This window comes from Oceanococcus sp. HetDA_MAG_MS8 (genome assembly GCA_019192445.1).
Classification (GTDB): domain Bacteria; phylum Pseudomonadota; class Gammaproteobacteria; order Nevskiales; family Oceanococcaceae; genus MS8.
Window position 1 is genome coordinate 611,229 of sequence record JAHCMK010000001.1, and the last position, 26,796, is coordinate 638,024.

Annotated in this window: 27 protein-coding genes and 3 tRNA genes; 26 read left to right on the forward strand and 4 right to left on the reverse strand. The window is 57.7% G+C overall.

The window, feature by feature from the left end:
- Positions 1–2 precede the first annotated feature (2 nt).
- On the reverse strand, positions 3–890 hold the full coding sequence (locus KI787_02465; GenBank protein MBV6628796.1) for an NAD(+)/NADH kinase: 888 nt from the start codon (positions 888–890) through the stop codon (positions 3–5).
- Positions 891–1,046: 156 nt separating this feature from the next.
- Between KI787_02465 and hrcA the strand changes: the two genes are divergently transcribed.
- The 6 genes from hrcA (at position 1,047) to KI787_02495 (ending at position 7,353) form a co-directional block, all read left to right on the forward strand.
- Positions 1,047–2,177: a heat-inducible transcription repressor HrcA gene (gene hrcA / locus KI787_02470; protein ID MBV6628797.1), complete on the forward strand. Its 1,131-nt coding sequence runs from the start codon at positions 1,047–1,049 to the stop codon at positions 2,175–2,177.
- A gap of 32 nt (positions 2,178–2,209) precedes the next feature.
- Positions 2,210–2,809: a nucleotide exchange factor GrpE gene (gene grpE / locus KI787_02475; protein ID MBV6628798.1), complete on the forward strand. Its 600-nt coding sequence runs from the start codon at positions 2,210–2,212 to the stop codon at positions 2,807–2,809.
- Positions 2,810–2,893: 84 nt separating this feature from the next.
- Positions 2,894–4,807 carry a molecular chaperone DnaK gene (gene dnaK / locus KI787_02480; GenBank protein ID MBV6628799.1) on the forward strand — a complete coding sequence of 638 codons (1,914 nt, stop codon included), beginning with the start codon at positions 2,894–2,896 and terminating at the stop codon, positions 4,805–4,807.
- 165 nt (positions 4,808–4,972) lie between these two features.
- A complete protein-coding gene (gene dnaJ / locus KI787_02485) occupies positions 4,973–6,091 on the forward strand; it encodes a molecular chaperone DnaJ (GenBank protein ID MBV6628800.1) in 1,119 nt (372 codons plus the stop codon).
- Positions 6,088–6,909, forward strand: a complete 822-nt coding sequence (gene dapB, locus KI787_02490) for a 4-hydroxy-tetrahydrodipicolinate reductase (protein MBV6628801.1) — start codon at positions 6,088–6,090, stop codon at positions 6,907–6,909. The genes dnaJ and dapB overlap by 4 nt, the downstream gene beginning before the upstream one ends.
- Before the next feature lie 12 nt (positions 6,910–6,921).
- Positions 6,922–7,353 carry an acyl-CoA thioesterase gene (locus KI787_02495; protein MBV6628802.1) on the forward strand — a complete coding sequence of 144 codons (432 nt, stop codon included), beginning with the start codon at positions 6,922–6,924 and terminating at the stop codon, positions 7,351–7,353.
- 99 nt (positions 7,354–7,452) lie between these two features.
- Here KI787_02495 and KI787_02500 read toward each other — a convergent pair whose 3' ends face one another.
- Together KI787_02500 and purB are read right to left on the reverse strand one after the other, a co-directional pair.
- Positions 7,453–8,064, reverse strand: coding sequence for a nitroreductase family protein (locus KI787_02500; protein MBV6628803.1), 612 nt, complete (start codon positions 8,062–8,064; stop codon positions 7,453–7,455).
- On the reverse strand, positions 8,061–9,428 hold the full coding sequence (purB, locus tag KI787_02505; GenBank protein MBV6628804.1) for an adenylosuccinate lyase: 1,368 nt from the start codon (positions 9,426–9,428) through the stop codon (positions 8,061–8,063). The genes KI787_02500 and purB overlap by 4 nt, the downstream gene beginning before the upstream one ends.
- 176 nt (positions 9,429–9,604) lie before the next feature.
- On the opposite strand from purB, the gene KI787_02510 reads away from it, so the two are divergent.
- Both KI787_02510 and rraA read left to right on the forward strand, forming a co-directional pair.
- Positions 9,605–10,111: a disulfide bond formation protein B gene (locus KI787_02510; GenBank protein ID MBV6628805.1), complete on the forward strand. Its 507-nt coding sequence runs from the start codon at positions 9,605–9,607 to the stop codon at positions 10,109–10,111.
- Positions 10,108–10,590, forward strand: coding sequence for a ribonuclease E activity regulator RraA (rraA, locus tag KI787_02515; GenBank protein ID MBV6628806.1), 483 nt, complete (start codon positions 10,108–10,110; stop codon positions 10,588–10,590). The genes KI787_02510 and rraA overlap by 4 nt, the downstream gene beginning before the upstream one ends.
- Positions 10,591–10,650: 60 nt before the next feature.
- Here the strand turns inward: rraA and KI787_02520 are convergent, their stop codons facing one another.
- Positions 10,651–11,277 carry a pseudouridine synthase gene (locus KI787_02520; GenBank protein ID MBV6628807.1) on the reverse strand — a complete coding sequence of 209 codons (627 nt, stop codon included), beginning with the start codon at positions 11,275–11,277 and terminating at the stop codon, positions 10,651–10,653.
- Between the two features lie 183 nt (positions 11,278–11,460).
- Here KI787_02520 and uvrY point away from each other — a divergent pair, with 183 nt between their 5' ends.
- The 18 genes from uvrY to KI787_02610 all read left to right on the forward strand — a co-directional run bounded on the left by uvrY (position 11,461) and on the right by KI787_02610 (position 26,766).
- Positions 11,461–12,108, forward strand: a complete 648-nt coding sequence (gene uvrY, locus KI787_02525; protein ID MBV6628808.1) for a UvrY/SirA/GacA family response regulator transcription factor — start codon at positions 11,461–11,463, stop codon at positions 12,106–12,108.
- A gap of 61 nt (positions 12,109–12,169) precedes the next feature.
- Entirely contained in the window at positions 12,170–13,987 is a 1,818-nt protein-coding gene (gene uvrC / locus KI787_02530) for an excinuclease ABC subunit UvrC (protein ID MBV6628809.1), read from the forward strand.
- A 9-nt stretch (positions 13,988–13,996) separates the two neighbouring features.
- Positions 13,997–14,575 carry a CDP-diacylglycerol--glycerol-3-phosphate 3-phosphatidyltransferase gene (gene pgsA, locus KI787_02535; protein ID MBV6628810.1) on the forward strand — a complete coding sequence of 193 codons (579 nt, stop codon included), beginning with the start codon at positions 13,997–13,999 and terminating at the stop codon, positions 14,573–14,575.
- Between the two features lie 47 nt (positions 14,576–14,622).
- Positions 14,623–14,698 (forward strand) — tRNA-Gly (locus KI787_02540).
- Between the two features lie 50 nt (positions 14,699–14,748).
- Positions 14,749–14,822: transfer RNA gene (locus KI787_02545), tRNA-Cys, on the forward strand.
- A 76-nt stretch (positions 14,823–14,898) separates the two neighbouring features.
- Positions 14,899–14,985: transfer RNA gene (locus tag KI787_02550), tRNA-Leu, on the forward strand.
- Between the two features lie 169 nt (positions 14,986–15,154).
- Positions 15,155–15,838 carry a heme ABC exporter ATP-binding protein CcmA gene (gene ccmA / locus KI787_02555; protein MBV6628811.1) on the forward strand — a complete coding sequence of 228 codons (684 nt, stop codon included), beginning with the start codon at positions 15,155–15,157 and terminating at the stop codon, positions 15,836–15,838.
- The gene (ccmB, locus tag KI787_02560; GenBank protein MBV6628812.1) at positions 15,835–16,491 is read left to right on the forward strand and encodes a heme exporter protein CcmB; all 657 of its coding nucleotides are present in this window, start codon (positions 15,835–15,837) and stop codon (positions 16,489–16,491) included. Before ccmA ends, ccmB begins: the two co-directional genes overlap by 4 nt.
- Positions 16,488–17,231: a heme ABC transporter permease CcmC gene (ccmC, locus tag KI787_02565; GenBank protein MBV6628813.1), complete on the forward strand. Its 744-nt coding sequence runs from the start codon at positions 16,488–16,490 to the stop codon at positions 17,229–17,231. Before ccmB ends, ccmC begins: the two co-directional genes overlap by 4 nt.
- Positions 17,228–17,383, forward strand: a complete 156-nt coding sequence (ccmD, locus tag KI787_02570; GenBank protein MBV6628814.1) for a heme exporter protein CcmD — start codon at positions 17,228–17,230, stop codon at positions 17,381–17,383. Before ccmC ends, ccmD begins: the two co-directional genes overlap by 4 nt.
- Positions 17,380–17,847, forward strand: coding sequence for a cytochrome c maturation protein CcmE (gene ccmE / locus KI787_02575; GenBank protein MBV6628815.1), 468 nt, complete (start codon positions 17,380–17,382; stop codon positions 17,845–17,847). The genes ccmD and ccmE overlap by 4 nt, the downstream gene beginning before the upstream one ends.
- Positions 17,844–19,808, forward strand: a complete 1,965-nt coding sequence (locus KI787_02580; protein ID MBV6628816.1) for a heme lyase CcmF/NrfE family subunit — start codon at positions 17,844–17,846, stop codon at positions 19,806–19,808. Before ccmE ends, KI787_02580 begins: the two co-directional genes overlap by 4 nt.
- Positions 19,808–20,341, forward strand: a complete 534-nt coding sequence (locus tag KI787_02585) for a DsbE family thiol:disulfide interchange protein (protein ID MBV6628817.1) — start codon at positions 19,808–19,810, stop codon at positions 20,339–20,341. Before KI787_02580 ends, KI787_02585 begins: the two co-directional genes overlap by 1 nt.
- The gene (locus tag KI787_02590) at positions 20,341–20,790 is read left to right on the forward strand and encodes a cytochrome c-type biogenesis protein CcmH (protein MBV6628818.1); all 450 of its coding nucleotides are present in this window, start codon (positions 20,341–20,343) and stop codon (positions 20,788–20,790) included. The genes KI787_02585 and KI787_02590 overlap by 1 nt, the downstream gene beginning before the upstream one ends.
- Positions 20,787–21,983: a c-type cytochrome biogenesis protein CcmI gene (gene ccmI, locus KI787_02595; GenBank protein MBV6628819.1), complete on the forward strand. Its 1,197-nt coding sequence runs from the start codon at positions 20,787–20,789 to the stop codon at positions 21,981–21,983. Before KI787_02590 ends, ccmI begins: the two co-directional genes overlap by 4 nt.
- A 39-nt stretch (positions 21,984–22,022) precedes the next feature.
- Complete coding sequence (locus KI787_02600; GenBank protein MBV6628820.1) at positions 22,023–22,883, forward strand: hypothetical protein; 861 nt, start codon at positions 22,023–22,025, stop codon at positions 22,881–22,883.
- Between the two features lie 35 nt (positions 22,884–22,918).
- Entirely contained in the window at positions 22,919–23,797 is an 879-nt protein-coding gene (galU, locus tag KI787_02605; protein MBV6628821.1) for a UTP--glucose-1-phosphate uridylyltransferase GalU, read from the forward strand.
- A 71-nt stretch (positions 23,798–23,868) separates the two neighbouring features.
- A complete protein-coding gene (locus tag KI787_02610) occupies positions 23,869–26,766 on the forward strand; it encodes a 2-oxoglutarate dehydrogenase E1 component (GenBank protein ID MBV6628822.1) in 2,898 nt (965 codons plus the stop codon).
- Positions 26,767–26,796 lie beyond the last annotated feature (30 nt).

Below are 26,796 nucleotides of genomic sequence, written 5' to 3' on the forward strand. Positions count from 1 at the left end.
ACTTATAAAGGTGGCTTCTCTCGGCCCCAGCTGAGCTTGGAGCGCAGAATGCCATACCAATCGTAGTCAATGGGATGAATAAGGCGCAGGGGCTTTTCCGCCCGGGACACGCCTAAACGCGCGCCCAAACCAAGGTTGATCTTGTCAGTGCCGTCCAGGGTGATAATGGCTTGGTCGCTAGGCGCCACCAAGCGGAACTCAATCACGCTATCTGCCGGAAGAACCAAAGGACGATCGCTCAGCGTATGCGGGCAAATGGGTACTAGGCCCAAAGCCTGGGTCGCCGGATGAAGCATGGGGCCATTGGCGGACAAAGCATAGGCCGTAGATCCTGTGGGCGTGGTGATAATCAATCCATCGGCGCGATGGTGACTAATTAAGCGACCATCAGCGTAGGTGACGTACTCCAACATGGAAACGGGTTCCGGATGACGGATCACCACGTCGTTGATCGCCACTCCCAGGTCTACATCGTCCAAGCTGGCCTGCAATACGAAACGATGTTCTTCCCGATACCGGCCCTGAAGAATCTCCTGCAAGGTTTCTACTGCTGCTTTGGGTGCGATATCCACCATGAAGCCTAAGCGCCCCAGGTTGATCCCAAGCACCGGCAGATCATCAGCCAAAACGACGCGGCTGGCACGTAGCAAGGTGCCATCGCCACCGACGACAATCATCAGGTCGCAGTGGGCGCCCATCTCTTCCAGCGGCACACTCGCCAGGTTCGTAGTGAATGCTTCTGCAGTCCGTTTATCAACCACAGCGGGGACATTCACCGCCTGTAGTCCCTCGACCAACGCGGCCAAGGTCTCCGCCGCGCCGCGCGCATCTTCCTTCACGACGATCCCGCATCGGGTAAAGCCTTGATCCCCAGCTGCCTGATCTAACATCCCCGCGTCGACTTCTGTAGAAAAGCGCAGTCAGCATAGCGGATGCGCACATGACTGGGGCCACATGTTGGGCATGCTTAGTCTGAACCTCTAAGGCCTCAGTGGGCCAGGCTCGCCCGAGTGGCCGCTATCAACGTAGACGCCTGATGGCAGAACATGGAGCCAGATCAGAGGGATGATCTGAGCTTGTTTTCCGCACCTGCTGCCCCTATCTTCCCTCATGTGAAAACGCACAAACCCCGTGATGGCCTTGATTTAGACCTGCGTGCCAGCCTCATTCTGAAGCTGGTGGTCGAGCGTTATCTGGTGGATGGAGATGCCGTAGGCTCCAAAACCTTGGCGCAGATGCCGGGTATGCGGATGAGCCCCGCAACGATCCGCAGTGTGCTTGCCGACCTCGAAGCCATGGGCTTGCTACATGCGGCGCACACCAGTGCCGGGCGCGCACCAACCGCGGACGGTATGCGCTTATTTTTGGAAAGGATCTTTGTGCCTGCTCCGCTATCCGCGCAGGCTGAGCTCCAACTCCGCCGACAACTACAGGACCAGTTAAGACGCGGCCGGGAAGCCGGCAAGGTGGCCGCTGAAACTCTGGCAGACCTCAGCCAGGTCGCTGCTATTGTTAGCTTGCCGCAACGCACTCAGCGGGTGCTACGTCAGGTTGAGTTCATTCGCTTACAACCCCGACGCGTGCTTGCGATCTTGGTCTTCGAGCCTGGCGAAGTCGAGAACCGCATCTTCGAATTGGCGGAGGAGATCAGCGCCGAGCGTTTAACGCTCATTGCCCGTCAGCTCAGCGAACGCTTTGCTGGTTTGCGCCTAGATAGTATTCATCAGCGTCTGCGCCAGGATTTACGCCATTCTCATCAAGCGATCCATCAAGCCCTTGGTGAGGTGGTCGCGGTGCTCGACGACCTCGCGCGCCCCGAGCCACGTCTACGCATTGCTGGTGACCGCCGCCTTGCGCAGCATCAAGATTTGGCTGACCCCGACCGGCTGCGACAGCTTTTTGATGCCCTGGACGAAAAACAGCAATGGATGGAGCTATTCAGTCATTGCCTTCAAGCTGGGGATATGCGGATCTTTTTGGGCGCGGAATCTGGTTTGGACCTACTCGCAGGGTGTGGCGTCATTGCCGTCCCCTACGCGGTGGACGATCAGCACTTAGGGGTAGTCGGTGTCGTTGGTCCTATGCGCATGAATTACGCCAGCGCCATCCCTTTAGTCCAGGCTACGGCTAAAGCCTTGGGTGAACACTTGAATCCGCAGGATCTCAACCCCATCTGAGGCCCTTTGGTGGCCATTAGGGATCCTCTCTCGTGACGGAAAGCAATAAAGACGCGGCGTCTCAGCCGCCCGAGTCAGCGCAAGCCGACCAAGCCAGCACCGAAGCCGGTGCAGACTCCACTGTGGAAGTATCGGTCGACAACCTCAGCAAAGCACTGGAAGAAGCCCAGGCCAAGGCTGAGGACAATTGGCAACGCTTTTTGCGGGCAACCGCAGAGCAGGACAACATTCGAAAGCGGGCTGAACGGGACGTTGATCAAGCACGACGTTTTGCTCTGGAGAAATTCAGCCGAGACCTTATCGCGGTGATGGACAGCCTAGACCTGGGGCTGCAGTCGGCTGAGCAAGATCAGCCCGCGGAAGGCGGAGCCAAGGCCCTGCTAGAAGGCATGCAACTCACCGCCAAGATGCTGCGAGAAACACTCGGTCGCCACGGTATCGAAGTGCTTAACCCCGAGGGCGAGAGTTTTGATCCGGCCAAACATGAGGCCATGTCCGCTGTCCCCAACGCCGAGGTTGCACCGAACACTGTGCTCAATGTGGTGCAGAAGGGCTATCTCTTGCACGAGCGCGTGCTGCGCCCGGCCATGGTTGTGGTTGCCCAGGCACCCGCAGACGGCAACGCATCTTGAATTTGCTCTAAGCACCCCTACAAACACTTGCAAGCTTATTAACGCGCCGCTTCGGTCGCGTTCAACCATAAATTGGAGAATTTCATGGCCAAGACCATCGGTATTGACCTCGGCACCACCAACAGCTGTGTGGCGCTACTTGACGGCGACACCCCTCGGGTGCTGGAAAACGCAGAAGGCGAGCGTACAACCCCATCCGTCATCGCCTTCACCGACGACTCAGAAACTTTGGTCGGTCGCCCAGCCAAGCGCCAAGCGGTGACCAACCCCAAAAACACCTTGTTCGCGATCAAGCGCCTTATTGGTCGCCGCTTTGAAGACGATGTGGTGCAAAAGGACATCAAAATGGTGCCCTACAAAATCGTCAAGGCCGACAACGGTGATGCCTGGGTCGAAGTCAACGACAAGAAGATGTCGGCGCCGGAAGTGTCCGCGCAAATTCTGCGCAAGATGAAGCAGGCCGCCGAAGATTATCTGGGTGAAAAGGTCGACAGCGCCGTGATTACGGTGCCAGCTTACTTTAATGACTCCCAGCGCCAGGCCACAAAGGATGCGGGTCGCATCGCTGGCCTCGAAGTCAAGCGCATCATCAATGAGCCCACGGCTGCGGCCTTGGCCTACGGATTGGATAAGGCCAAAGGCGATCGCAAGATCGCTGTTTATGACCTTGGCGGCGGTACTTTCGACGTCTCCATTATCGAAATTGCCGATATTGATGGCGAGAAGCAGTTCGAAGTGTTGTCCACCAACGGGGATACCTTCCTCGGTGGTGAAGACTTCGACATGCGCGTCATCGAATACATCGCCGACGAGTTCAAAAAAGAGCAGGGCGTTGACTTGCGGGGAGACGCCTTGGCGATGCAGCGTCTCAAAGAAGCGGCGGAGAAAGCCAAGATTGAGTTGTCCTCAACCTCGCAAACGGAAATCAATCTGCCCTACATCACGGCCGATGCCTCAGGGCCCAAGCACCTGACACTGAAGCTGTCCCGTGCCAAGCTGGAGGCCTTGGTCGACGATTTGGTCCAACGCACGATCGAGCCTTGCAAAGTCGCCCTCAAAGACGCCGGCATGAGTGCGGGCGAAATTGATGAAGTGATTTTGGTGGGTGGGCAAACGCGCATGCCCAAAGTGCAGGATGCCGTCAAAAACTTCTTTGGCAAAGACCCGCGTAAAGACGTCAACCCTGATGAGGCCGTGGCCGTAGGCGCCGCGATCCAAGGGGCGGTGCTGTCGGGCGATGTGAAGGACGTGCTGCTGCTTGACGTCACTCCGTTGAGTCTGGGTATCGAAACTCTGGGCGGACGGATGACCAAGCTCATCGAGAAAAACACCACCATTCCCACCCGCAAAACCGAAACCTTCACCACCGCTGAAGACAACCAAGGCGCGGTGACCGTACACGTGCTGCAAGGTGAGCGTGAGCAAGCTGGCGGCAACAAGAGCTTAGGAAAGTTCGATCTGACCGGCATCCCTTCAGCACCACGTGGCACGCCACAGATTGAAGTGACCTTCGACATTGATGCCAATGGCATCTTGAATGTGTCGGCCAAAGACAAAGCCACTGGTAAAGAGCAGAAGATTGTCATTCAGGCTTCGTCCGGTCTATCCGATGACGAAATCGAAAAGATGGTCAAGGATGCCGAAGAGCATGCGGAAGAAGACCGTTTGTTCCGTGAGTTGGTCGATGCCAAGAATCAGGCCGAAGGCATGATCCACGGCGTGGAGAAGTCGCTGACTGACTTGGGCGACAAAGTCGAAGCTGGCGAGAAATCGGCGATCGAAGACGCGATCAAGGCGCTGCGTGAGGCCATGGAAGGTAGCGACAAAGAGGCCATCGACAGCAAGACGCAAGAGCTGGCGGCGGCCTCGGCGAAGTTAGCCGAAAAAGCCTACGCCGAGCAGGCTGCAGGCGGCGCCGAAGGTGAGGCCGCCCAGGCTGAGTCCGAAGATGTAGTCGACGCCGAGTTTGAAGAAGTCAAAGACGACGATAAGAAGTAAGCTGAACACCGCTTGAGCCCGCGCTCCGGGGCGACAATCGCCCCGGAGCGCACGCCAAGCTAAGGCAGCATTCCTGCTAACGATGTCGCTCCACAGCGGCATGGTCCCAATCAGGGCGCGAGATGAGCACATTCATGGTCGCGCCCTTGTCATTGAATAGGCCCCATGAGCAAACGCGACTATTACGAGGTTTTGGCTGTCGGCCGTGACGCCGACCTCGCCACCATCAAGAAAGCCTACCGGCGCTTGGCCATGAAGTACCATCCGGATCGCAATCCGGACGACGCGCAGGCCGAAGAGCGTTTCAAGGAAGCCTCCGAAGCTTACGAAGTGCTATCGGATGAACAAAAGCGTGAGGTGTATGACCGCTACGGCCACGAAGGCCTGAAGGGTGCAGGCGGCGGAGGCGATGGTGGGTTTGGCGGCTTCGGCGACATCTTTGGTGATATTTTCTCGGACATTTTCACCGGCGGTGCCCGGCGCGGCCCGCGGCGCGGTTCGGACTTACGCTACAACCTCAACATCTCCTTAGAAGATGCCGTACGCGGCACGGAAGTAGAGATCAAAATTCCGCAGGCCGTGGACTGCGACACCTGTGATGGCAGTGGCGCCAAGCCCGGCACCCAGCCCACAACCTGCCCCACCTGTAGAGGCGCAGGTCAGGTGCGCATCAACCAAGGTTTCCTGTCAGTGAGCCAAACCTGCCCGCAATGCCGTGGTCGGGGTCAGATCATTGAAGAGCCTTGTCCGGATTGTCGTGGTAGCGGCCAAAAGCGCAAGGACAAAACGCTTAAAGTCACCATTCCACCGGGTGTCGATACCGGCGATCGTATTCGCCTCTCCGGAGAAGGTGAGTTGGGTCAATCCGGAGCCATGGCCGGGGATCTGTACGTCCAAATTGAAGTGGAACCCCATCACTTCTTTGAACGCCAAGACAACCATCTGTACTGCCAAGTGCCGGTAGATATCGTGACGGCGGCATTGGGCGGCGAATTAGATGTCCCCACACTGGGCGGTAAAAGCACCCTGAAGATTCCCCCAGAAACGCAAAGCGGAGCGATCCTGCGCCTGCGCGGCGAAGGCGTCAAACCGGTTCGCGGTGGACCTCAAGGCGATCTTCTCTGTCAGATTAGTGTAGAGACTCCAGTGAACCTCAACCGCAAACAACGTGAGTTGCTGCGCGCATTTGGGGAGTCTTTAGGTGGTCAAGACAACCCTCATAATCCGCAATCACGCTCCTGGTTCGACAAAGCCAAAGAGTTCATTGAAGAGCACATGAAATGACTGCACTAGCAATCGCCATCCACGGCGCTGGAGGCCGCATGGGCCGAGCTTTGGTCGGGCTCATTCTAGACAGCGACGCTCTGGATTTAGTCGCTGCCACCGAATCCGAAAGCTCCAGCGTACTGGGCCAAGACGCTGGGGCACTGGCCGGGCGCGCACCCTGCGGCGTGAGCGTACGTGCGGACTTGCCTGCGGCCTTTGCCAAAGCCGACGTTGTGGTGGATTTCACTCGCCCGGAGGGCACGCTAGACGCCCTTGAAGCGCTGACTCTCAAACCCAAACCCCTGGTCACTGGGACCACCGGCATGAATCCCGCCCAGCAACAACGGCTAAACGATTACAGCCAACAGGCGGCCGTGGTTCAGGCGGCTAACTTCAGTATCGGTGTGAATGTGTGTATTCGCCTTACCGAGCTCGCCGCCAAGGTTTTGGATCAGGATGCCGACATCGAGGTCATCGAGGCGCACCATCGGCACAAGGTAGACGCTCCCAGTGGGACCGCCCTAAGACTCGGCCGGGCCGCGGCTGAGGTCACAGGGCGCAGCTTAGACGCCGATGCCGTGTACTCTCGTGTAGGGCAAACCGGCCCTCGACCACCACGCGCAATTGGCTTTTCGACCATACGCGCTGGCGACATTGTCGGTGACCATACGGTGCTACTTGCGTGTGAAGGAGAACAGGTGGAAATCCGTCACCGCGCCACCTCCAGAGCTAATTTTGCCCAAGGTGCTCTGCGTGCAGCGCGCTGGGCAACCCAACAATCCTCCGGACTCTATGACATGCCAGATGTACTGGGTCTGGCCAATATTCAAGCCTAAGGACAAACCCTCATGCGCCAATCACGAAGCGAACGCGATCCCGGCCTATGGACCTGCGAGCTAGACGTCCGCTGGGGCGACATGGACGCGCTCGGGCATATCAACAACTGCGAATATTTTCGCTATTCCGAAAGTGCCAGGCTGCGTTACTTTGAGGAGTTGTTTGGGGCGGGGGGCTCGGTCTTCGCTGAAGGCGAAGGCCCGATTCTGGCCGACATTGGCTGCGCATTCCATGAGCAGGTGGTTTACCCAGCGAAGCTCGACATCGGCGTCGCTATTACCCGCGTCGGGCGCAGCTCCTTGGATTTGATCACCCCCATCTTTAGGGCGGGTGAAGCGCAGGCAGTAGCAGACGTGCGCGCGGTCTTGGTGTGGTTCGACTATGCCAAGCAAAAGCCCGCACCTGTGCCCGATGTGTTGCGTGCACAGCTCAAAAGTTCTTAACAGACCGTTTAACGATACGCAGGATACTGCTAAGGCTTCGGGGCTCATCTTGATGAGCCCCGAAGCCAGATCATTAGCCAGCGCGTAGCAGCTGGCTGGCTAGGCGAATCCGTCGTCGAAGAAGATGTCTTCCGGCTCCACCAGTCCTGGGCGTGGATGTGGTGGCTGGACAGCCTTGCCTATGGCGATCATCAGGCATATTTCATGGTCAGCGGGCAATCCGATCAAATGCCCGACCCGCTTGAAATCGAAACCGTCCATAGCGCAGGTATCTAGTCCTAGAGCACGGGCCTGAAGCATGATGGCGCCGGCTGCAATGCCACAGCTACGCATGCCTTCATCACGCTGCAAAGTCTCGTCATCGCGATAAAAATCACGAATCTCCGACACCATCTGTGTGGCGACATGCTCTGGCGTATTCCGCCAATAACGCTGCGGATCGCGATCCCATGCCATCAGGTCGTAGCAGAGCACCATGAGCAAAGAGCACTCCGAAACCTGTGGTTGATCCCAGGCCGCCTTGCGGATGTCGGCCTTAATTTGTGGATCACGCACCAGCACATAGCGTCCGTTCTGGATGTTAAATGCGGTGGGCGACAGCCGAGCTGCCGCCTTCAGTGCCGATTCTTCGGCCGAATCAAGGCGATAGTCTGAGTCGAAGTACTTAACCGACCGACGCGCTTCAATGGCTTGAGCAACCGTAAGGCTCATAGCGCGCGGGCCTGTTCGGCAGCGTTACCCACATAGGTTTCAGGGCGCAGCGCTTTGAGCTCCACCTTAACAGCCGGCGGGAGGTCCAAACCATCGACAAAAACGGCGAGGTCTTCGGCATTGATGCGCTTACCGCGAGTGAGTTCCTTGAGCTTTTCGTATGGCTCGGGAATGTTGTAACGGCGCATGACTGTTTGAATCGCTTCGCCTAGAACTTCCCAGTTGCCATCCAGGTCAGCCAACATGCTGGCTGCATTCACCTCCAACTTGCCCAAACCCTTCTCCAAAGCCTGGAAGGAGATGGCCATGTGGGCGATACCCACACCCAGGTTACGCTGCACGGTGCTATCGGTTAAGTCACGCTGCCAACGAGAAATGGGCAGCTTTTCGATCAGATGCTGCATCAGCGCGTTAGCAATTCCCAGGTTGCCCTCGGCGTTCTCAAAGTCAATCGGATTGACCTTGTGCGGCATGGTGCTGGAGCCTACCTCGCCGGCCACAGTTTTTTGCTTGAAATAACCCAGGGAAATGTAGCCCCAGATGTCTCGCGCCATGTCTATCAGGATGGTGTTCACACGGACCAACACCGCGAAATACTCAGCCACGTAGTCATGGGGCTCGATCTGCGTGGTGCATGGACTCAGCTCCAAACCTAGGCCTTCGATAACGCGCCCCGACAAGGCCTGCCAATCGACTTCGGGGTAGGCCGTCATGTGCGCGTTGAAGTTGCCGGTCGCTCCATTGAGCTTGCCGAGAATCTGGACATTTGCCAGTTGCTCGCGCTGGCGTCCTAGGCGATGTACGAAGACGCCGAGCTCCTTCCCCATCGTGGAGGGAGAAGCGGGCTGGCCATGCGTGCGCGACAGCAATGGAACATCCGCCAAACTCAGAGCCAGCTCGCGGATCTTGGCGATGAGGTCGTCCAGTTTGGGGAGCAGGTAATCCTCACGCGCCCGCGTGAGCATCTGGGCATAAGCCAGATTGTTGATGTCTTCAGAAGTACAGGCGAAATGTGTGAACTCGGTGTAGTCACTCACCTCAGGAATGGCCTTGAGCTTCTCTTTCAAGAAGTATTCAACAGCCTTCACATCGTGGTTGGTTGTATCTTCGATGGCCTTCACGCGCTGCGCATCGGCCATGGAAAACTGCTCGAAGATATCCTCGATCTGCGCTTGCACTGATGCATCCAGCGCAGGGATTTCCGCAATTTGCGCCTCTTGCGCCAAAGCCTGCAGCCAGCGTAGCTCTACTCGGAGGCGGTAGCGAATTAGCCCATACTCGGAAAATACTTCGCGCAGACCCCAGGTTTTATCGGCATAGCGGCCGTCTATTGGAGATAAAGCGGTGAGAGCAGACAAACGCATAGCGGTTCCAGTCCAGCGTAATGAACATCGATTCAGGGGCGCCTAGGATACCGAAACCGTCTTCCAACGGCCGTCTGGCATTGTCCTGCGTCGACGGTAGAAGCAGCGCGCCTACAATCACTTTGCTTAGACTGGACAGCTCAATCCTCCATCGTTTCGGCCAACCGCAACACATCATGCCCACACTGACATTTCGCCAAGCCAGCTTATTTGGCTGGTTATTCCCTTTGCTGGCCATGGCCTGGGCCCTCTATCTCCAACATGGTCTGGAGCTCGAGCCCTGCCCAATGTGCGTCTTCCAACGCATCGCCATGATCAGCCTGGGTATGGTGTGGCTCACCGCCTGCGTGCATAACCCTGCAAACGCTGTGATGCGAGGCTTCTACGCGGCGGCGGGCGCGCTCGCGGCTGCCGTTGGCGCCGCCATTGCTGGCCGTCATGTATGGCTGCAGGGGCTGCCGGAGGATCAGGTGCCGGCTTGTGGGCCCTCTTTGGACTACCTGCTAGACATTGCACCATGGCAAGAAGTTGTAGCGACCGTCCTGCGGGGGGACGGCAACTGCGCCATCATTGAAGCCTCATTCTTAGGCCTCTCGATTCCCGCCTGGACTCTCATCACCTTTCTCGGCCTGACCATCTTGAGTTTGGTCATTCCATTGATTGCCAAAACGGAGCACCTATGACTCACGCCACCACCGATATCGCAGATGCGCTAGGCCAAGACGCCCAAGTCGCAGCGCCGATTTTTCGTCACTTCGGCGGCCGCACCCGCTTTCATGGCCCGATCAAAACGCTCAAAGTTTTTGAAGACAACACCAAAGTTCGCGAGATCCTTGAAACACCGGGTGAGGGGCGAGTGTTGGTGGTAGACGGTGGCGCTTCTCCGCGCTGCGCCTTGGTTGGTGGAAACCTCGGCCAACTCGCTGTCGATAACGGGTGGGCAGGAATCGTCGTCTACGGCTATGTGCGTGATGCCGTGGAACTGGGAGCGCAAGCCGTGGGCGTGATGGCCATGGGCACCCATCCTCGAAAAAGCGTCAAGCGCAATAGCGGTGAGTTTGACGTGGATTTGAGTTTCGCAGATTTGCGAATTGGCCCTGGACACTGGCTTTATGCCGACGAGGACGGCATTGTGACAACAACCCAGGCCTATACCGGTTAAACAGCGGCTTGCGCATGCGGGCAGGGGTCATGACGCGCATTAAGATGGAACTGGTGTCGCTTAAGGGCGCCACTGGCTCAGTCTCGCCACATTCGTAGGAGGCAGTCGAATCCACTGTCCCAGGGCGAGGGAACCAAGCTCTAATGGTCCAACACGCGTCCGAATCAGACGCAGGGTAGGGTGACCAATGGCGGCCGTCATGCGCCGGACTTGACGGTTTCTGCCTTCGTTAATGTCGATGCGTAGCCACGTTGTGGGTATGTTCTTACGCTCACGAATAGGAGGCTGGCGTGGCGGCCAGTTTGGGTCGGCGAGTCGCTGCGCTACCAGAGCCTTGGCCGGCCCATCTTTAAGCTGTACTCCCTCCACCAACTCTGCCAGGGCCGAGTCTTCTACAGCCCCTTCGACCTGAACCCAATAGCTCTTGGCCCACTTATGCCGAGGATGCGCCATGCGGGTTTGCAGCTTGCCGTCATTGGTCAGTACCAGCAGCCCCTCACTATCTTTATCGAGGCGACCTGCGGCATAAACGGACTCGGGCAAACCAAACTGCGCCAAAGTTTGCTCTAGGGGTGCGCCGGAGAACTGGCTCAGCACTCCGTAGGGCTTATGCAGTAGAAGGACCTGCGCTTGAGGGCGCTGCGCCTGCCGCCGAAATTTCTGCCGTGCTGGGTGGTTGCCTGTCACGTCTGTATGGCGACCGAAGTGCGGTCGAAGTGAGTAAAGACCGCAGACTAACAGTGTTGCCGTGGCGGCCCCGAATATGTGCTAGAAGAGGATCTGGGCGGCGATCACTAGTCCTACACTGGGCGCCGACCGCAAAGCTATTGCCTGCCGAAGCAGCAATCAGGCTAAAATCAAGCCATGCAAATGATTCGCCTTATTCTCTGTGATGATCACCGCTTGGTGCGGGCGGGGCTGAAGCGCGTTCTCACCGACACCCCAGGCATCGAAGTCGTTGCTGAGGCGGATAACGGCGAAGACGCCGTAGAGCTGGCGCGTCGCCACGAGCCCGATGTGATGCTCATGGACGTCAACATGCCAGGGATTGGCGGATTGGAGGCCACGCGGCGAATTTTGGCGCGACAGCCCGAAATCAAGATCATTGCCGTATCCATGTACGTAGAAGAGCCCTGGCCGAGTCGCCTACTCGGTGCCGGCGCCCGCGGCTACATCAGCAAAGATGCAGCGGCCGACGAGGTGGTATCTGCTATTCGCCGCGTCGCACAAGGCGGGGTGTATGTGGCTTCTAGTGTGGCTGCCAACCTCGCAGCCAGCTTCATCCAGGGGCATGACCCCAAGAGCTCGCCCTTCGATCGGCTGTCCCAGCGCGAAATGCAGGTGATGCTGATGGTCACTCAAGGTCAAAGCAACCAAGTGATCTCTGATGCCCTCTGCTTGTCGCCCAAAACCGTCAGCACCTATCGCTACCGTCTGTTCGAAAAACTCGGTGTGACCAACGATGTTGAGCTGACACGGATGGCAATGCGCTACGGCGTATTAGACGAGCAAGCCTAAGCCGCCTGTCTCGAAAGATTGGCCTGTCCGTGCAGGCCACAATTCATGTTCATCAGCGCCAATGAGTTTTGACGCCGGCCCATTCCTACGCAGTCTGACCACCAAGCCCGGCGTGTACACCATGTACGACGCCGAGGACCGGGTGTTGTACGTGGGCAAAGCGCGCAACCTACGGAATCGGGTGAGCAGTTATTTCAGCTCAACCGCCAAACCGGCCCGTATCGCGCAGATGGTGCGCAAGATTGCCCGTGTCGAGGTCACCATCACGCCCTCAGAAGATCAAGCGTTAATGCTTGAACATGAGCTGATCAAGACCCGGCGCCCCATCTACAACATCCTCTTCCGCGACGATAAGTCCTACCCCTGGCTGCGCATCGGTAGCGGGCCCACGCCGCGCATTGGATTACACCGCGGTAAGCAGCGCAAAGGGGATACCTATTTTGGGCCTTATCCCTCCAGCAGTGCGGTCAAGGAAACTGTAGGCACCTTGCAGCGAACCTTTAGGCTGAGAACCTGCCGGGATAGCGATTTTCGGAGTCGTTCCCGACCCTGCTTGTTGCACCAAATCAAACGCTGCAGCGCGCCTTGCACGGGTGAAATTTCAGCAGCCGAGTATCAGCTTGATGTTGCTGCCGCCATTGACCTGCTGTCCGGACGTGGGGAGCATGTTGTGCATGCTCTCAATGAGCGCATGCAAACCGCTGCCCAAGAGCTGCGCTTTGAGCAGGCTGCGGATTTACGGGACCGCGTCGTGGCCCTGCGGCGGTTACAGGAAAGCCGGGTGGTCACCGACAGCAAAGGAGACTTTGACGTCCTGGCGGTGAGTCGGCATCACGGTTTAGCAGCAGTTGCTGTGATGCCAGTTCGCGGGGGGCGTAGTCTGGGCACACGCAGTCACTTCCCCAGGGAAACCGGGGAGGCGGACTTGGACGAGATTTTGGCCTCCTTTGTGGTGCAGCACTATCTAGAACGCAAACCGCCGCGCGAGATTGTGTTGTCTAGACCCTTGGCGGAAGCCGACAGTATTGGTCGGGTCCTCAGCCTCCAGGCTGAAAAACCGGTGAAGGTCCATTACAAACAGCTTCGCGGCGTGCGCCGTAGCCTGCTGCAAATGACCGAAGAGTCCTTACATTCGGCCTTAGTGGCGAGACTTGCCGAGCGCGAGACTGTGGAGGGGCGCTATAGCGCCTTGCAACAACGTCTGGATCTCAGCACTCTGCCCATGCGGATGGAATGCTTTGACATCAGTCATACCCGAGGTGAAGGCACGCGGGCCAGCTGTGTGGTGTTTGGGAGCCAAGGACCTGAAAAGTCGCAATATCGCCGCTTCAGCATTGAGAACATCACTCCCGGCGACGATTACGCTGCCATCGAACAGGCCGTGAGCCGGCGCTATAAACGCCTTGCTAAAGGCGAGGCCCCCTTGCCGGATGTGCTGTTCATCGACGGTGGCAAGGGCCAGCTCAAAGCTGCTCTCAAGGCTCTCAGAGACTTGGATTTGGATGAACAAGTCCGCGTCGTTGGCATTTCCAAAGGCCCGGAGCGACGGGCGGGGGAGGAAGAACTGCATCTTCCTGAACTGGGTGAGCCCATGATCTTATCGGCTGACGACCCCGCGCTACATCTCATTCAGCAAATTCGGGATGAGGCCCACCGCTTCGCATTGGCCGGACACCGCGGGGCCCGAGCCCGTACACGCACCCGCAGTGAACTGGAAGATGTTCCGGGCTTGGGCGCCAAGCGCCGCGCGGCGTTGCTCAAACAGTTTGGCGGCATGGCCCAAGTCCGCCGCGCCAGCCTCGATGATCTGCAACGCGTTCCCGGCTTATCCAAAAAATTAGCGCAGCGACTGTATGATTTGCTGCATGACACGGACTAAGAGCGCCTAATGCTCACCATCCCCACCCAGCTCACGCTGATGCGCGTGGCCGCCATTCCGGTAATGGCTTTGCTGTATTACCTTCCATTTCCATTGCACACCATCGCTGCCGCCATGGTGTTCATCTTGGCTGCCATTACGGATTGGCTAGATGGGTATTTAGCGCGCCGGCTCAATCAAGCGTCTGCCTTTGGTGCTTTTCTCGACCCAGTGGCAGACAAACTCATTGTGGCCACGGCATTGGTCATTCTGGTACAGCAGGACCCGAGTTTGGCCGTGCTCATTCCAGCGGGGGTGATCATCGGCCGTGAAATTACCATCAGCGCTTTGCGTGAATGGATGGCGGAACTCGGCCGACGGGCCGAGGTAGGGGTTCGCTCCCTGGGCAAGTGGAAGACTGGGTTTCAAATGACCGCCATTGCCATGATGTTGTGGCGAGATGATCTGGGCCCCATTCCGATATACGAGATTGGCTTTGCACTCTTAATCATTGCCAGCGTACTGACGGTATGGTCCATGGCGATGTACTTGAAAGTCGCTTGGCCAATGTTTCGCGAGAGTGAAAAAAACCCAGGAAGTTTTTCTTAAAAGCTGTTGACAGGGGCGCTCTACTTCCCCATAATTCTGGTTTCGGCGCGGGAATAGCTCAGTTGGTAGAGCGCAACCTTGCCAAGGTTGAGGTCGCCGGTTCGAACCCGGTTTCCCGCTCCAAAAGATTTCTCAAAGCCCCGGTCCTCCGGGGTTTTTTGTAAGCGCACCTAGGCTAGGTGGTAGAGTGGTTATACAACGGCCTGCAAAGCCGTGGACGCCGGTTCGATTCCGGCCCTAGCCTCCATAATTTCGGTCAACTCGAATTAATGCTCCGCAAGGAGTGCGCGTTGGGGGCGGACACGGAATTTCATGACAACGTGGCCCGGGTGGCGAAATTGGTAGACGCAAGGGACTTAAAATCCCTCGGGGGAAACCCTGTGCCGGTTCGAGCCCGGCCCCGGGCACCATGGTGTCATGCCTCACCTCTGTACCGGTTGACCTTGGCCGTCCATGGCCAAGGCCCTGCGGGTGACGCTGCGCGTCATCCCAACGCGGCTATCCTGCCGCGTGGTCGAGCCCGGCCCCGGGCACCATGGTGTCATTCCTTACCTTTGTGCCGGTTGACCTTGGCCGTCCATGGCCAAGGCCCTACGGGTGACGCTGCGCGTCATCCCAGCGCGGCTATGCCGACGCGTGATTGAGCCCGCTGCCACACCCATTCTCAGCGTTCAGGAGCTTTGGCATGAACGCGCCGACAAAGAGCTCTTTGCCGGCCTGAGCCTGGATGTGCATGCTGGGGAGCTGCTCCAAGTTGTCGGGCCGAACGGACACGGCAAATCCACCTTATTGCGCATTCTGGCTGGGCTGATCACACCAGACTCAGGGCACAGGCTATGGCGTGGCCGTGAGTTCGGCAGCTGGAAAGATGAGTCACCAGCACCCATTGTTTGGGCAGGGGAGCGCAGCGGTTGGTCCGCCCATCTACCAGTCCTGCAAAACTGGAATTATTTGCACGCTCTGCGCGGGAATACGCCGCCGCCCTTAAAACAGGCTTGGCTGGACCCCGGGTGGGCAGAGCGTCGATATGGCGATTTGTCCACCGGCCAACGCAAACGGACACAGTTAGCCATGGTAGACCTCAGTGGTGCCGCCCTGTGGTTGCTGGATGAACCCCTGTCTGGCTTAGACCGTGAAAAAAGCCAGATCTGGCAGCGACGCATGCGCCAGGCCGCAGACGAGGGCACTGCGGTGGTTGTTGTGAGCCATGAAGATCTATCGGTCGACATCGATCGTCAGCTTGCCTGGAGCACCCAGCCTTGAAGACCATCTTGGGGCGTGAGCTACGCAACTATTGGGGCAATCGATATGAGGCCATGCAGGGCGTTGCCGTGTTTGTCGTTGTTTGCGCCCTGTTTCCACTGGGGGTTAAGCCCAGTAATGAAACCCTTGTCGTCATGGCACCCGCCGTCCTCTGGGCCGCTGCGCTGCTCGCCTGCGTATTCGGCTTGGAAACTTTGTTTCGACAGGAGCTCCGCGACGGTTGGTTAGAGCAGGTCGCCACCTCGGTCTGGCCGCTACCATTGCTCTTAGGGCTCAAGCTACTGGTGCACTGGTGCTTCACTGGGCTGCCTGTGTGTCTAGCGAGTCTTTTTGTGGGATACAGTTTGGGCTTGTCCAGCGAGGCAACTGGCGTTGCGGCCTTGAGTTTGGCCTTAGGCACGCCTGCACTGGTGGGATTAGGCAGCGTTGCGGCAGCGCTCACGGCCAACCTGACTGGGGGCGCTATGCTTTCAGCCTTGTTGGTACTGCCGCTTTATGTGCCAGTCATGGTGTTTGGCGCCAGCGCCATCGAACTCGCCCAAAACGGTGGAGAATCAACAGCTCCGCTATACTTGCTGGGCTGTTTTCTCCTGCTGACGATGTGCCTAGCGCCACTGGCGTCAGCGGCGGCTTTACACGCGGTTGCTGAATGAGCGTCTTGTCCACCACCTTCCATCGCTGGGGCTCTCCGCCCACGTTCTACCGCTTTGCCGGGCGTGCATTGCCGTGGTTTGGCTGGCCCGCCTTGCTACTGATTGTGTGGGGGCTTTACGGGGCTTTATGGCAAGCCCCCGCGGATTATCAGCAGGGCGAAGGCTTTCGCATCATCTACGCCCATGTTCCTGCAGCGTGGATGAGCTTATTCATCTACACCTCCATGGCTGTGGCCGGGGCCATCGTGTTGATTTGGCGGATGAAGGTCGCTGAGGTCTACATTGCTGAGGCCGCCTTGGTAGGCGCCGGCTTCACAGCGGTGAGCTTGGCAACCGGCATGCTCTGGGGCAAACCCATGTGGGGCACATGGTGGGTCTGGGACGCGCGCCTCACATCGCAACTGATTCTGCTGTTCTTATATCTGGGCGTGCTGGCTTTGCACCAAGCCCTGCCTGATGCGCGTACCGCCGCACGCGCTTGCGCCATCCTCGCGGTGGTGGGTGTTATCAATGTGCCCGTGGTGCATTACTCGGTGGAATGGTGGAATACCTTGCACCAAGGAGCCAGCATTACCCGCTTGGATAAACCTGCTATGCCTGCGGCCATGCTGTGGCCCCTTTTGCAAGTTGCATTGGGCTGCATGCTGTTTTTTGGGTGGGTGGTTTTGATCCGCATGCGAGCGGGAATTTTATGGCGAGAACGGCGTCAAAGATGGGTGCAGGAGGTCTTGACTCAGTGACTGAATTTCTCGCCATGGGGGGCTACGCAAAATATTTGTGGCCCAGCATGGGCTTGTTTGTCGCTTTGCTTCTGGGGCTGGCGTGGTCCTCAGTGCAACGTCACCAGCGCACAGTGACACGCCTACGGCAGCAACTAGGAAGAAGGACATGACGCGTCGTCAAAGACGAATGGCCATGGTGATCAGCCTCATCGTCGGAGTGACCGCCATTGTGGTTGTCGCCACTCAGGTTTTTGAACAGAACCTGATGTACTTTTACAGCGCCACAGAATTAACCACGACACCACCATCTGCCGATAGCCGAATTCGTTTTGGTGGTTTGGTCGTGCCAGGCAGCGTGGATCGTACGCCAGGCGAAATTGAGGTGGAGTTCGTGCTCGCCGATTGTGACCACGCGGTTCCTGTGGCCTTTTCTGGGATTCTTCCCGATTTGTTTCGTGAAGGTCAGGGCATCGTCGCCAGTGGCTTCTACCGCGAGGGTGTGTTTCAGGCCGAAGAAGTTTTGGCCAAGCATGATGAAAACTATATGCCCCCAGAGCTGGCCCAAGCCTTGGGTGGGGAGGGTAATCAACACTCCTGTGCCCCCTTCAAAAGCCTAGAAGAGGCCAAGCTATGAGCACTCCAGGCTTGGCCGCGAGCGGTCATCTGGCGCTCGCCTTTGCCTTGGTGCTGTGCGCTACCCAGGCGCTCACAGCGAGCCTAGGTTATTGGCGCCGCAATGCTGCATTGGTCCATACGGCTTCGCAGACCGCTTATGCCTTGTTTGCCGTCACGGCGGCAGCCTTCGCGGTACTGATCACCGCGTTTGTCCAAAACGACTTCAGCATTGCCTACGTTGCCAATCATTCCAATACCTTATTGCCCGTGCACTACCGTGTGGCGGCGACTTGGGGCGGCCACGAGGGTTCGTTATTGCTATGGGCCCTGATGTTGGCAGGCTGGAATATGGCCGTAGCGCTGACCCTGCGCCAGCGCGCCCTGGATGTCAGCGCCGGCGTATTGGCCACCTTAGGCGCAGTGGGCTTGGGCTTCATGCTTTTCATGCTCGGTACCAGCAACCCCTTTGAGCGGGGTTTTCCGGTCCCTACCCAGGGCCGTGATCTCAATCCACTGCTGCAAGACCCCGGCCTGATTTTCCACCCGCCGATGCTCTACATGGGCTACGTAGGGTTTTCCGTTGCTTTTGCCTTTGCGGTAACCGCCCTGGTGCAAGGGCGCCTGGACGCCGCTTGGATTCGCTGGGTGCGACCCTGGACAAATGCAGCATGGGTGTTTCTCACCCTAGGTATCGCACTGGGTAGCTGGTGGGCCTATAACGAGCTGGGCTGGGGCGGATGGTGGTTTTGGGACCCGGTAGAGAATGCCTCCTTCATGCCTTGGTTGGTTGGTACAGCCTTGATGCACTCTTTGGCGGTCACCGAGAAGCGCGGACACCTAGTGAGCTGGACCTTACTCCTGGCCATCGCGGCATTTTCACTGAGCCTGCTTGGCACCTTCTTAGTCCGCTCAGGTGTACTCGTTTCGGTGCATGCTTTTGCCTCAGATCCATCGCGCGGCGTTTTCATCCTCGCCTTCTTCGCTGCGACGGTGGGCTTGTCGCTGCTGCTATTTGCCCTGCGTGGTCATACGGTGCGAATGGCACCGGGGCCGTTATCGCTAGGTTCCAAAGAAGGCTTACTTCTGCTGAACAATTTATTGCTGACCGTCGCGGCCGCGAGCGTCTTGCTCGGCACCTTATACCCCTTAGTCGTAGATGCCATGGGCTTGCCCAAACCATCGGTAGGGCCACCTTGGTTCAACGCGACATTTGTCCCCTTGATGCTGCCTGCACTCGTGCTCTGCGCGGCGGGCTTCTTCGTTCCGTGGCGCTCTGGCCGAGCAGCGGCCTTATGGCGCGCTGCAGCGGTCTGCATACCCATGGCTTTGATACTCAGCCTGTTGCTCATGCTCAGTGCGCGCAGCGACATTCGCCTGAGTGCATGGTTGGGCTTAGCTTGTGGCGCGCTCACTTTGGTGGCGGCCCTATGGGCTATCATCCAGCGGGCACGTCGCGGCTCTGGTTGGACGCGTTCTTGGCTGGGCATGACTGTGGCCCACTTTGGCCTGGGCGTGTTCGCCTTAGGGGTCGGTTTAGTATCGGCAGCAGATTATGAACGCGATATTGCTTTAGCCCCGGGTGAAACGGTGGAAATGGGCGGCTATGACTGGAGCCTCATGCAGATGGGGCCGGTTGAAGGCCCAAACTACGTCGGTGATCGCGGTGTGGTTCAAGTGGCGCGCGACGGCAAGCTCATAGCAACGCTTAGTCCTGAAAAACGCATTTATCACTCGCAGCCGAATAACCCCATGACCGAATCGGCCGTCGATGCCGGTGTACTGCGCGATTTGTATGTATCGCTGGGTGAACCTCTGGGCGCCAATCGCTGGAGTTTACGGGTGTACTACAAACCACTCATGCGCTGGGTGTGGGGTGGGGCCGTGCTGATGGCCTTGGGCGGCGCTCTGGCCATGTCGGACCGACGCTACTATCGGCAACGCCGCACGCAGCCGACGGTTGCCCGGGAGGCCTTGGCGTAATGCGCTACCTGTGGGGCTTACCCATCATCGCGGTCGGGGCCATGATCTGGGTCTTGGCGCAGGGGCTCAAGCTTGACCCTTCAGAGATTGAGTCACCACTTCTGAATCAAGCTGCTCCGGACTTTGCGTCGACTCGCTTGCACGATGGGCTGACAACCTCGCTAGAAGACCTGCGTGGTGAAGTCACTTTACTGAATGTATGGGCGAGCTGGTGTGTGGCCTGCCGGCAGGAGCACCCACTTCTCAACGACATGGCACGCGCAAACGTGGTGCGCATCGTGGGACTGAACTACAAAGACACGCCCGAGCAGGCCAAAGACTGGCTGGCCCGACTGGGCAACCCCTATGCCTGGAGCGTGGTCGACCAAAGCGGCCGTATCGGCATTGATTATGGCGTCTATGGCGTGCCAGAGACCTTCGTATTGGATCAACAAGGTGTGATTCGCGCCAAGCGCATCGGGCCCATCACGCCCGACTATTTGGAGCAACAACTTCTACCCCTGCTGGATCAACTCCGGGCGGAGCAAGGCTAATGCGCAGACTCATTGCATTCTTGCTGCTCAGCCTGGCAGCCCTGAGCGGCCAGACTGCCGATGTTGACCCAGACCGTCTCCGCGCCTTATCCGAGGAGCTGCGCTGCTTGGTCTGTCAAAACCAGTCCATCGCCGAGTCGCAGGCGCCCCTGGCTCAAGATCTACGCGAGGAACTGGAGAGACTGATCCGCGAAGGCCGAACAGATGCTGAAATCCGCCATTGGATGGTGTCTCGCTATGGCGACTTTGTGCTCTACCGCCCGCCGTTGAGGCCTCGCACCTGGGCCTTGTGGTTTGGCCCTCCGGTCCTGGTCGTATTGGGTTTGTTGTTGATATGGGGCGTAGTCAAGCGACAGCGACAACATCCGCCGCTAACGACTGAAATTGACGAAGAAAAGTTGCAAGCCGCCTTGAAAACCGGCGCACACGACCCAGGTCCTAATCAATGACGGGATTCTTTCTCACCGCAGCGCTGGGTACAACCCTTTGGGCGCTGCTCTGCGTGCGTGCATGGCGTGGCGGTGGCAGCGCAGCGTCGCAGCGTCAGGCCATCAATGCGGCAGATTACGCAGCAGGGTTAGATCGCATCAAAGCAGCGCAAGACAATGGCGAGCTTGATGCTCAGCAAGCGCAACAAGAGACCCTCCGGCTTAAACAACAACTACTTCTGGCGACCGAAGCTGAAGCTGAGCAGAGCGCCGCGAGTTGGAGCCACAATCTTCGCGGACCTGCCAAGATAGCTTTGCTTGTGCTTCCACTGAGCTTAGCCAGCATCGTCTTTTTACTCACCCAAGGCCAGGCCCATTGGCCCCAAGCCCAGGTCGCACCCAGCGCCGCCGATGTGGAAGGGATGGTCGCGCAATTGGCCAGCCGCCTCGAGCAAAACCCCGAGGACACCCAGGGCTGGTTAATGCTTGGGCGGTCTTACATGGTGATGCAGCGCTACCCACAAGCAGCGCAGGCCTTGCGCGAAGCGAATACCAGAATGCAGCCGCCCATTACCGCTGCACAGCTTGCCGAAGCAGAAGCCCTTGCTCTTGCCGGCGATCCGGAGTTCGCACAGCGAGGCCGGGTGCTTCTGCAGCAAGTCCTCAATGCCGAGCCCAATAACGTACGCGCCCTGTGGTACGCCGGCTTGGCGGCGCAGGTTGCCGGAGATGATTCGGCCGCGCAAGGAGCTTTTGAGCGACTACGATCTCAGCCGGACTTACCACCGGAAGTGGCCAGAGCTTTAGACCAACTCGCCGCCAGCAAACCGGCGCAACCGGCATCACCCTCAGCGGCCAGCGTCGAAGAAGCACCAGAGATCACATTGCGCATTGAACTCGGCGACGACCTTCGAAACCAGCCCAGGCCAAGCCAGACTCTGTTTGTCGTGGCCAAACGTCCAAATGGTCCTCCCATGCCCTTAGCGGCGCGCAAGTTACAAACCCAGAACTTTCCGCTGCAGGTGAAGCTTGGTCCGGAGCATCTGTTGCGACCGGATAACAATTGGAGCGCACAAGACCGCCTCCTGATCACCGCCCGACTCTCCACTTCAGGCCAAGCAATTGCGCAAAGCGGGGATTGGCAGGGCCAAGAAATCTGGGCAGGGCAGGCCGACTCTGCACTGACCATCAAGCTCAACACCGTCCTGCCTTAGACTATCGTCAATCTGCAAACATCAAGACGCTTGGAACCCATGAACAACACTCTGCAGTTCGATCGCATTCCGCCAACGCTGCCTCTTTTTGCCAAACTTGCCGTCACTAAGGCGAAACCTGAAAAAATTCTTCCAGTTCCGCTGATCGCGCAGGCCAGCGGCATCCGGCCGAAGGCTGAGGATGTGGAGAAGTATTTAGAAGTATGTGGCGGACAGGCCAATGGTCGTCTGCCCATTTTGTACCCCCAGGTGATGTCCACGCCGCTCACCATGAGCTTATTGGTGCACCCACAGTTTCCACTAGCGGCCCTGGGCCTGGTGCATGTGGAGAACACCGTCGAGCAACAGCGCGCGCCTCGTGTGGATGAGGCATTGGATTTTCTGGTAACCATCCCCAACATCGAGCGAACCAGCCGCGGTTATGAGTTCGACATGCTCACGGAGGTCAGCGTAGAGGGGGAAAAGATTTGGCAATCCCGCGCCCGTATTTTGAGCCGAGCCAAAGATCCAAATGCCGCCAAAAAACCCCGAGAGCCGCGTCGCCCCCCCAGTGCTAGCGACTGGCCTCTGATTGAAACCTACTCCTTGGCCCCCAACTTGGGTCGTCGTTACGCGCGCGTCTCTGGCGACTTCAACCCGATTCACCTCTACGCGAATACCGCCAAACTTTTGGGCTTTAAGCGCGCCATCATTCATGGCATGTGGTCTGCTGCTGCAACTGCAGTGGCTTTGGATATCGGTCCAGGCCCTGGGGTTTTCGACTGCGAGTTCAAGACACCCCTATTTCTCCCCGGCAAGGCGAATCTCCACGCCAAAGCCAGCACCAAAGGGCGTGAGTTCCTGCTCCAGGACGCCAAGAGCTTTAAACCTATCTTGAGCGGTAGCTACAAACAGGGTTGACCGCAAACTACTACTAAAACGCTTGGAGAGCTCATATGCGCATCAGAAAAGCCGTCTTTCCCGTCGCGGGACTGGGAACTCGATTTTTACCTGCGACCAAGGCCAGCGCCAAAGAAATGCTGCCCATCGTGGACAAGCCCCTGATCCAATATGCGGTGATGGAAGCCGTAGCTGCGGGAGCCGAGCAGCTGGTTTTTATTACCAGCGAGAACAAGAATTCCATCCTCGATCACTTCGACCGTAGCTACGAGCTCGAGAAAACTCTGGAAGAGAAGGGCAAGGATGAAATCCTCAAGGTTGTTCGGGAAATTCTTCCAGCCGGTGTGAGCTGCATTTACATTCGACAAGCCGAAGCGCTGGGCTTAGGCCACGCCGTTTTGTGCTCAGAGCCTGCAGTTGGCAACGAAGACTTTTCCGTCATTTTGGCCGATGACCTCATCAACGGAGACATGCGCCCGTGCATGGCGCAAATGGCCAGAATCTACGATGAGCACGGCCTGAGTGTGTTGGCGGTACAACGGGTACCACCCGATCAAACGCATAAATACGGCATCGTGGAAGTCGAGGAGATTGAGCCTGGGCTGAGTAAGATCAAGGGCATTGTGGAGAAGCCCAAGCCCGAAGACGCACCTTCCAACTTGGCTGTCGTGGGGCGCTACATCCTGAGCTCACGTATTTTCAAGCTCATTGAACAAACCGGGCGCGGGGCTGGCAATGAAATTCAGCTCACCGACGCGATTGCCGATTTGCTCAAAGAGCAAACCGTATTGGCCTACGAATTCAAGGGTACGCGTTACGACTGTGGTAGCAAGTTGGGCTACTTGCAGGCCAACGTAGACTACGCTTTGCGCCATCCAGAATGTGGCGAGGACTTTGAAGAATGGCTACGTTCACGGGTGGCAGAGAAGTCTTAAGACGGTTGTGAAGAGTATTTTGACGATCCGTTTTATGCAGCGGAACACCATTTCAAGCAAGCCGCTTGGGAATGCTGTGCATACCCAAGTCGTACAACGGGAGACCCACCGTGCACGGTGACCTCATCAAAAAACAATGGGCAGGAACGCCGCTCTCTGGCTCCCATTCGGGTTATGTGGACGCACTCTACGAAGAGTTTCTGAAGAACCCGCAAAATGTGGAACCCAGCTGGCGGGAGTACTTTGAAGCCAACACCGATCTGGCTCAACCGGATGTGCCCCATGCGCCCATCCGTGAGTCCTTCGTGGCCCTGGCACAAGAGCGGGACCGCCGTGCGCGCCGCGGCGTGGGTATGGCCCCAGAGGCAGCCACCAAGCAGGCGGGTGTGCTCCGCCTGATCAACTACTATCGCGTCCGTGGTCATCAAGCCGCCAACCTGGACCCCTTAGGGTTGACCGAGAAGCCAATGCTGCGGGACCTGGACCCGGCTTTCCATGGGCTCAGCGATCAGGATCTGGACACGGAATTCAATACTGGCTCTTTGGTCGCCCCTGAACGGCTGCCGCTAAGGGACATCATTGCACTCTGCCAGGAGGTCTACACCGGCAGCATTGGCGCCGAGTACATGTACATCACCGAAACGGCAGAGAAACGGTGGATTCAGCAGCGTTTGGAAGGAGCGGCTTTTCAGCCCAAGCTGAGCCAGGACGAGCAGAAGAATTTGCTCATGCAGCTTACCGCAGCGGAAGGCATAGAACGCTACCTGCACACCAAATATGTGGGCCAGAAGCGGTTTTCCTTAGAAGGCGGCGAAAGCCTCATACCTGCGCTTGATACCGCCTTGCATACCGGCGTCAAAGCCGGGACGGAAGAAGCCGTGATAGGCATGGCGCACCGCGGCAGGCTGAATGTCTTGGTGAACATCCTGGGCAAGTCACCAGCCGACCTGTTTGCCGAGTTTGAGGGCAAACACATATCGGATGAGGATATTTGGGCATCGGGCGACGTGAAATATCACATGGGCTTTTCCACCGATGTGGAAATTGAAGACAAGCGCTGCCATCTGGTGCTGGCTTTCAACCCCTCGCACTTAGAAATCGTGAATCCCGTTGTTCAAGGTAGCGTTCGGGCTCGCCAGGACCGCCGCAATGATGAAGATGGCAGTGAGATTCTGCCCATTCTGATTCACGGTGATGCGGCTTTTGCCGGCCAAGGCGTGGTTATGGAGACCTTACAGCTCTCCAACTCTCAAGGCTACGGCACCGGCGGCACCTTGCACTTCATTGTTAACAACCAGATCGGCTTCACGACTCCCAACCCTATTGAGGCCCACCACGGCCGTGAAGCACGTACCTCTCTGTACTGCACCGACATTGCCAAAATGTTGGAGTCGCCGGTCTTCCACGTGAATGCCGATGATCCGGAGGCTGTGGTCTTCGTGACCAAACTGGCAGCGGACTACCGCGCCAAATTTGGCAAGGATGTATTCATCGACCTGATTTGCTATCGCCGTCATGGCCATAATGAAGCCGATGAACCAGCCGTCACGCAGCCGCAGATGTATGCGGTCATCCGCAAAATGGAGACCACGCGGGCGCTGTACGCTAAATCTTTGATCAACCGCAACGTTGTTAAAGAAGGCGCCGCTGAACAACTGGCCGAAGACTATCGCGCTGGTCTGGACCAAGGCGTCAACATCGCGCGCAAGACGCTCGGGATGGTGGGCAATGAGTACACCGTAGACTGGTCTAAGTACTCTCCGGATGATCAGAACACAGACTTCGAGAGTGGGGTGCCGCTAGATAAGCTGCGCGAACTCAGCGAAAAGATGCTGCAGTTGCCTGAAAACTTCAGCTTGCACAATCGGGTACAACGTATCTGGAAGGACCGCGCCAAAATGGCCGCAGGCGGTGCGCCATTGGATTGGGGCTTTGCCGAAACCATGGCTTACGCCAGCCTGCTTGATAGCGGACATAACGTACGGCTGACGGGACAGGATTCGGGTCGCGGAACGTTCTTCCATCGCCACGCCACCGTGCACAACCAAAACGAGCTCGGCGAATTCACGCCGCTCAGCCAAGTAGGGCCCGGCCATTTTGAGGTTCTGGAAACCCTACTTAGCGAAGAGGGTGTATTGGGCTTTGAGTATGGTTACAGCACCGCTTCACCTGATACTTTGGTGATTTGGGAGGCCCAATTTGGAGACTTTGGCAACGGCGCACAAGTGCTGGTTGACCAGTTCATCTCCTCGGGTTACGCCAAATGGGGCCGGCTCTGCGGTCTCACCATGTTCCTTCCTCATGGCTATGAGGGGCAGGGTCCGGAGCATAGTTCGGCGCGTCTGGAGCGTTTTCTACAGCTTTGCGCCCAACGGAATATGCAAGTCTGCGTGCCATCGACCCCGGCGCAGATGTTCCATATGCTGCGTCGTCAGCAGTTGCGCAGCATGCGCGCGCCGCTGGTGGTGATGACGCCCAAGAGCCTGCTGCGTCATCCATTGTCGGTATCGACCTTGGAAGATTTAACCGACGGCAGTTTCCAAAACATCATTGGTGAAATCGATGATTTACCGGTGAAGTCGGTCAAGCGGCTCGTGTTCTGCAGTGGCAAGGTGTATTACGACCTCTACAAGGCCCGCCAGGAACGCGAGATCACCGATGTGGCCCTCATTCGGATTGAACAGCTGTATCCCTTCCCTGAGGACGAGTTCGCAAAGATCTTGAAGAAATATCCACAGGCCAAGGATATTGTGTGGTGTCAGGAGGAGCCTGAAAATCAGGGAGCTTGGTACCAAATTAAACACCGGTTGCACCAACCACTGGATGATAATAAGCACACCTTGTTGTATGCCTCCCGGCCAGGGGCAGCATCTACAGCCACAGGTTATATGTCCTTGCACGTTCGCCAACAAGAACACCTTATTGAACAGGCCCTGAGCGGTGGATCGCCGCTCAAGGGTCTGTCTTGAATCACGCCCTAGCCACGCAATAGAAATTTC

Bases quoted from the DNA above. Each gene is read 5' to 3' on its own strand.
- KI787_02465 (MBV6628796.1), bottom strand. From the start codon at position 890: ATGTTAGATCAGGCAGCTGGGGATCAAGGCTTTACCCGATGCGGGATC.
- hrcA (MBV6628797.1), top strand. From the start codon at position 1,047: ATGGAGCCAGATCAGAGGGATGATCTGAGCTTGTTTTCCGCACCTGCT.
- dnaK (MBV6628799.1), top strand. From the start codon at position 2,894: ATGGCCAAGACCATCGGTATTGACCTCGGCACCACCAACAGCTGTGTG.
- dnaJ (MBV6628800.1), top strand. From the start codon at position 4,973: ATGAGCAAACGCGACTATTACGAGGTTTTGGCTGTCGGCCGTGACGCC.
- dapB (MBV6628801.1), top strand. From the start codon at position 6,088: ATGACTGCACTAGCAATCGCCATCCACGGCGCTGGAGGCCGCATGGGC.
- KI787_02495 (MBV6628802.1), top strand. From the start codon at position 6,922: ATGCGCCAATCACGAAGCGAACGCGATCCCGGCCTATGGACCTGCGAG.
- KI787_02500 (MBV6628803.1), bottom strand. From the start codon at position 8,064: ATGAGCCTTACGGTTGCTCAAGCCATTGAAGCGCGTCGGTCGGTTAAG.
- purB (MBV6628804.1), bottom strand. From the start codon at position 9,428: ATGCGTTTGTCTGCTCTCACCGCTTTATCTCCAATAGACGGCCGCTAT.
- KI787_02510 (MBV6628805.1), top strand. From the start codon at position 9,605: ATGCCCACACTGACATTTCGCCAAGCCAGCTTATTTGGCTGGTTATTC.
- rraA (MBV6628806.1), top strand. From the start codon at position 10,108: ATGACTCACGCCACCACCGATATCGCAGATGCGCTAGGCCAAGACGCC.
- uvrY (MBV6628808.1), top strand. From the start codon at position 11,461: ATGATTCGCCTTATTCTCTGTGATGATCACCGCTTGGTGCGGGCGGGG.
- uvrC (MBV6628809.1), top strand. From the start codon at position 12,170: ATGAGTTTTGACGCCGGCCCATTCCTACGCAGTCTGACCACCAAGCCC.
- pgsA (MBV6628810.1), top strand. From the start codon at position 13,997: ATGCTCACCATCCCCACCCAGCTCACGCTGATGCGCGTGGCCGCCATT.
- ccmA (MBV6628811.1), top strand. From the start codon at position 15,155: ATGGCCAAGGCCCTACGGGTGACGCTGCGCGTCATCCCAGCGCGGCTA.
- ccmC (MBV6628813.1), top strand. From the start codon at position 16,488: ATGAGCGTCTTGTCCACCACCTTCCATCGCTGGGGCTCTCCGCCCACG.
- ccmE (MBV6628815.1), top strand. From the start codon at position 17,380: ATGACGCGTCGTCAAAGACGAATGGCCATGGTGATCAGCCTCATCGTC.
- KI787_02580 (MBV6628816.1), top strand. From the start codon at position 17,844: ATGAGCACTCCAGGCTTGGCCGCGAGCGGTCATCTGGCGCTCGCCTTT.
- KI787_02585 (MBV6628817.1), top strand. From the start codon at position 19,808: ATGCGCTACCTGTGGGGCTTACCCATCATCGCGGTCGGGGCCATGATC.
- KI787_02590 (MBV6628818.1), top strand. From the start codon at position 20,341: ATGCGCAGACTCATTGCATTCTTGCTGCTCAGCCTGGCAGCCCTGAGC.
- ccmI (MBV6628819.1), top strand. From the start codon at position 20,787: ATGACGGGATTCTTTCTCACCGCAGCGCTGGGTACAACCCTTTGGGCG.
- KI787_02600 (MBV6628820.1), top strand. From the start codon at position 22,023: ATGAACAACACTCTGCAGTTCGATCGCATTCCGCCAACGCTGCCTCTT.
- galU (MBV6628821.1), top strand. From the start codon at position 22,919: ATGCGCATCAGAAAAGCCGTCTTTCCCGTCGCGGGACTGGGAACTCGA.
- KI787_02610 (MBV6628822.1), top strand. From the start codon at position 23,869: ATGCTGTGCATACCCAAGTCGTACAACGGGAGACCCACCGTGCACGGT.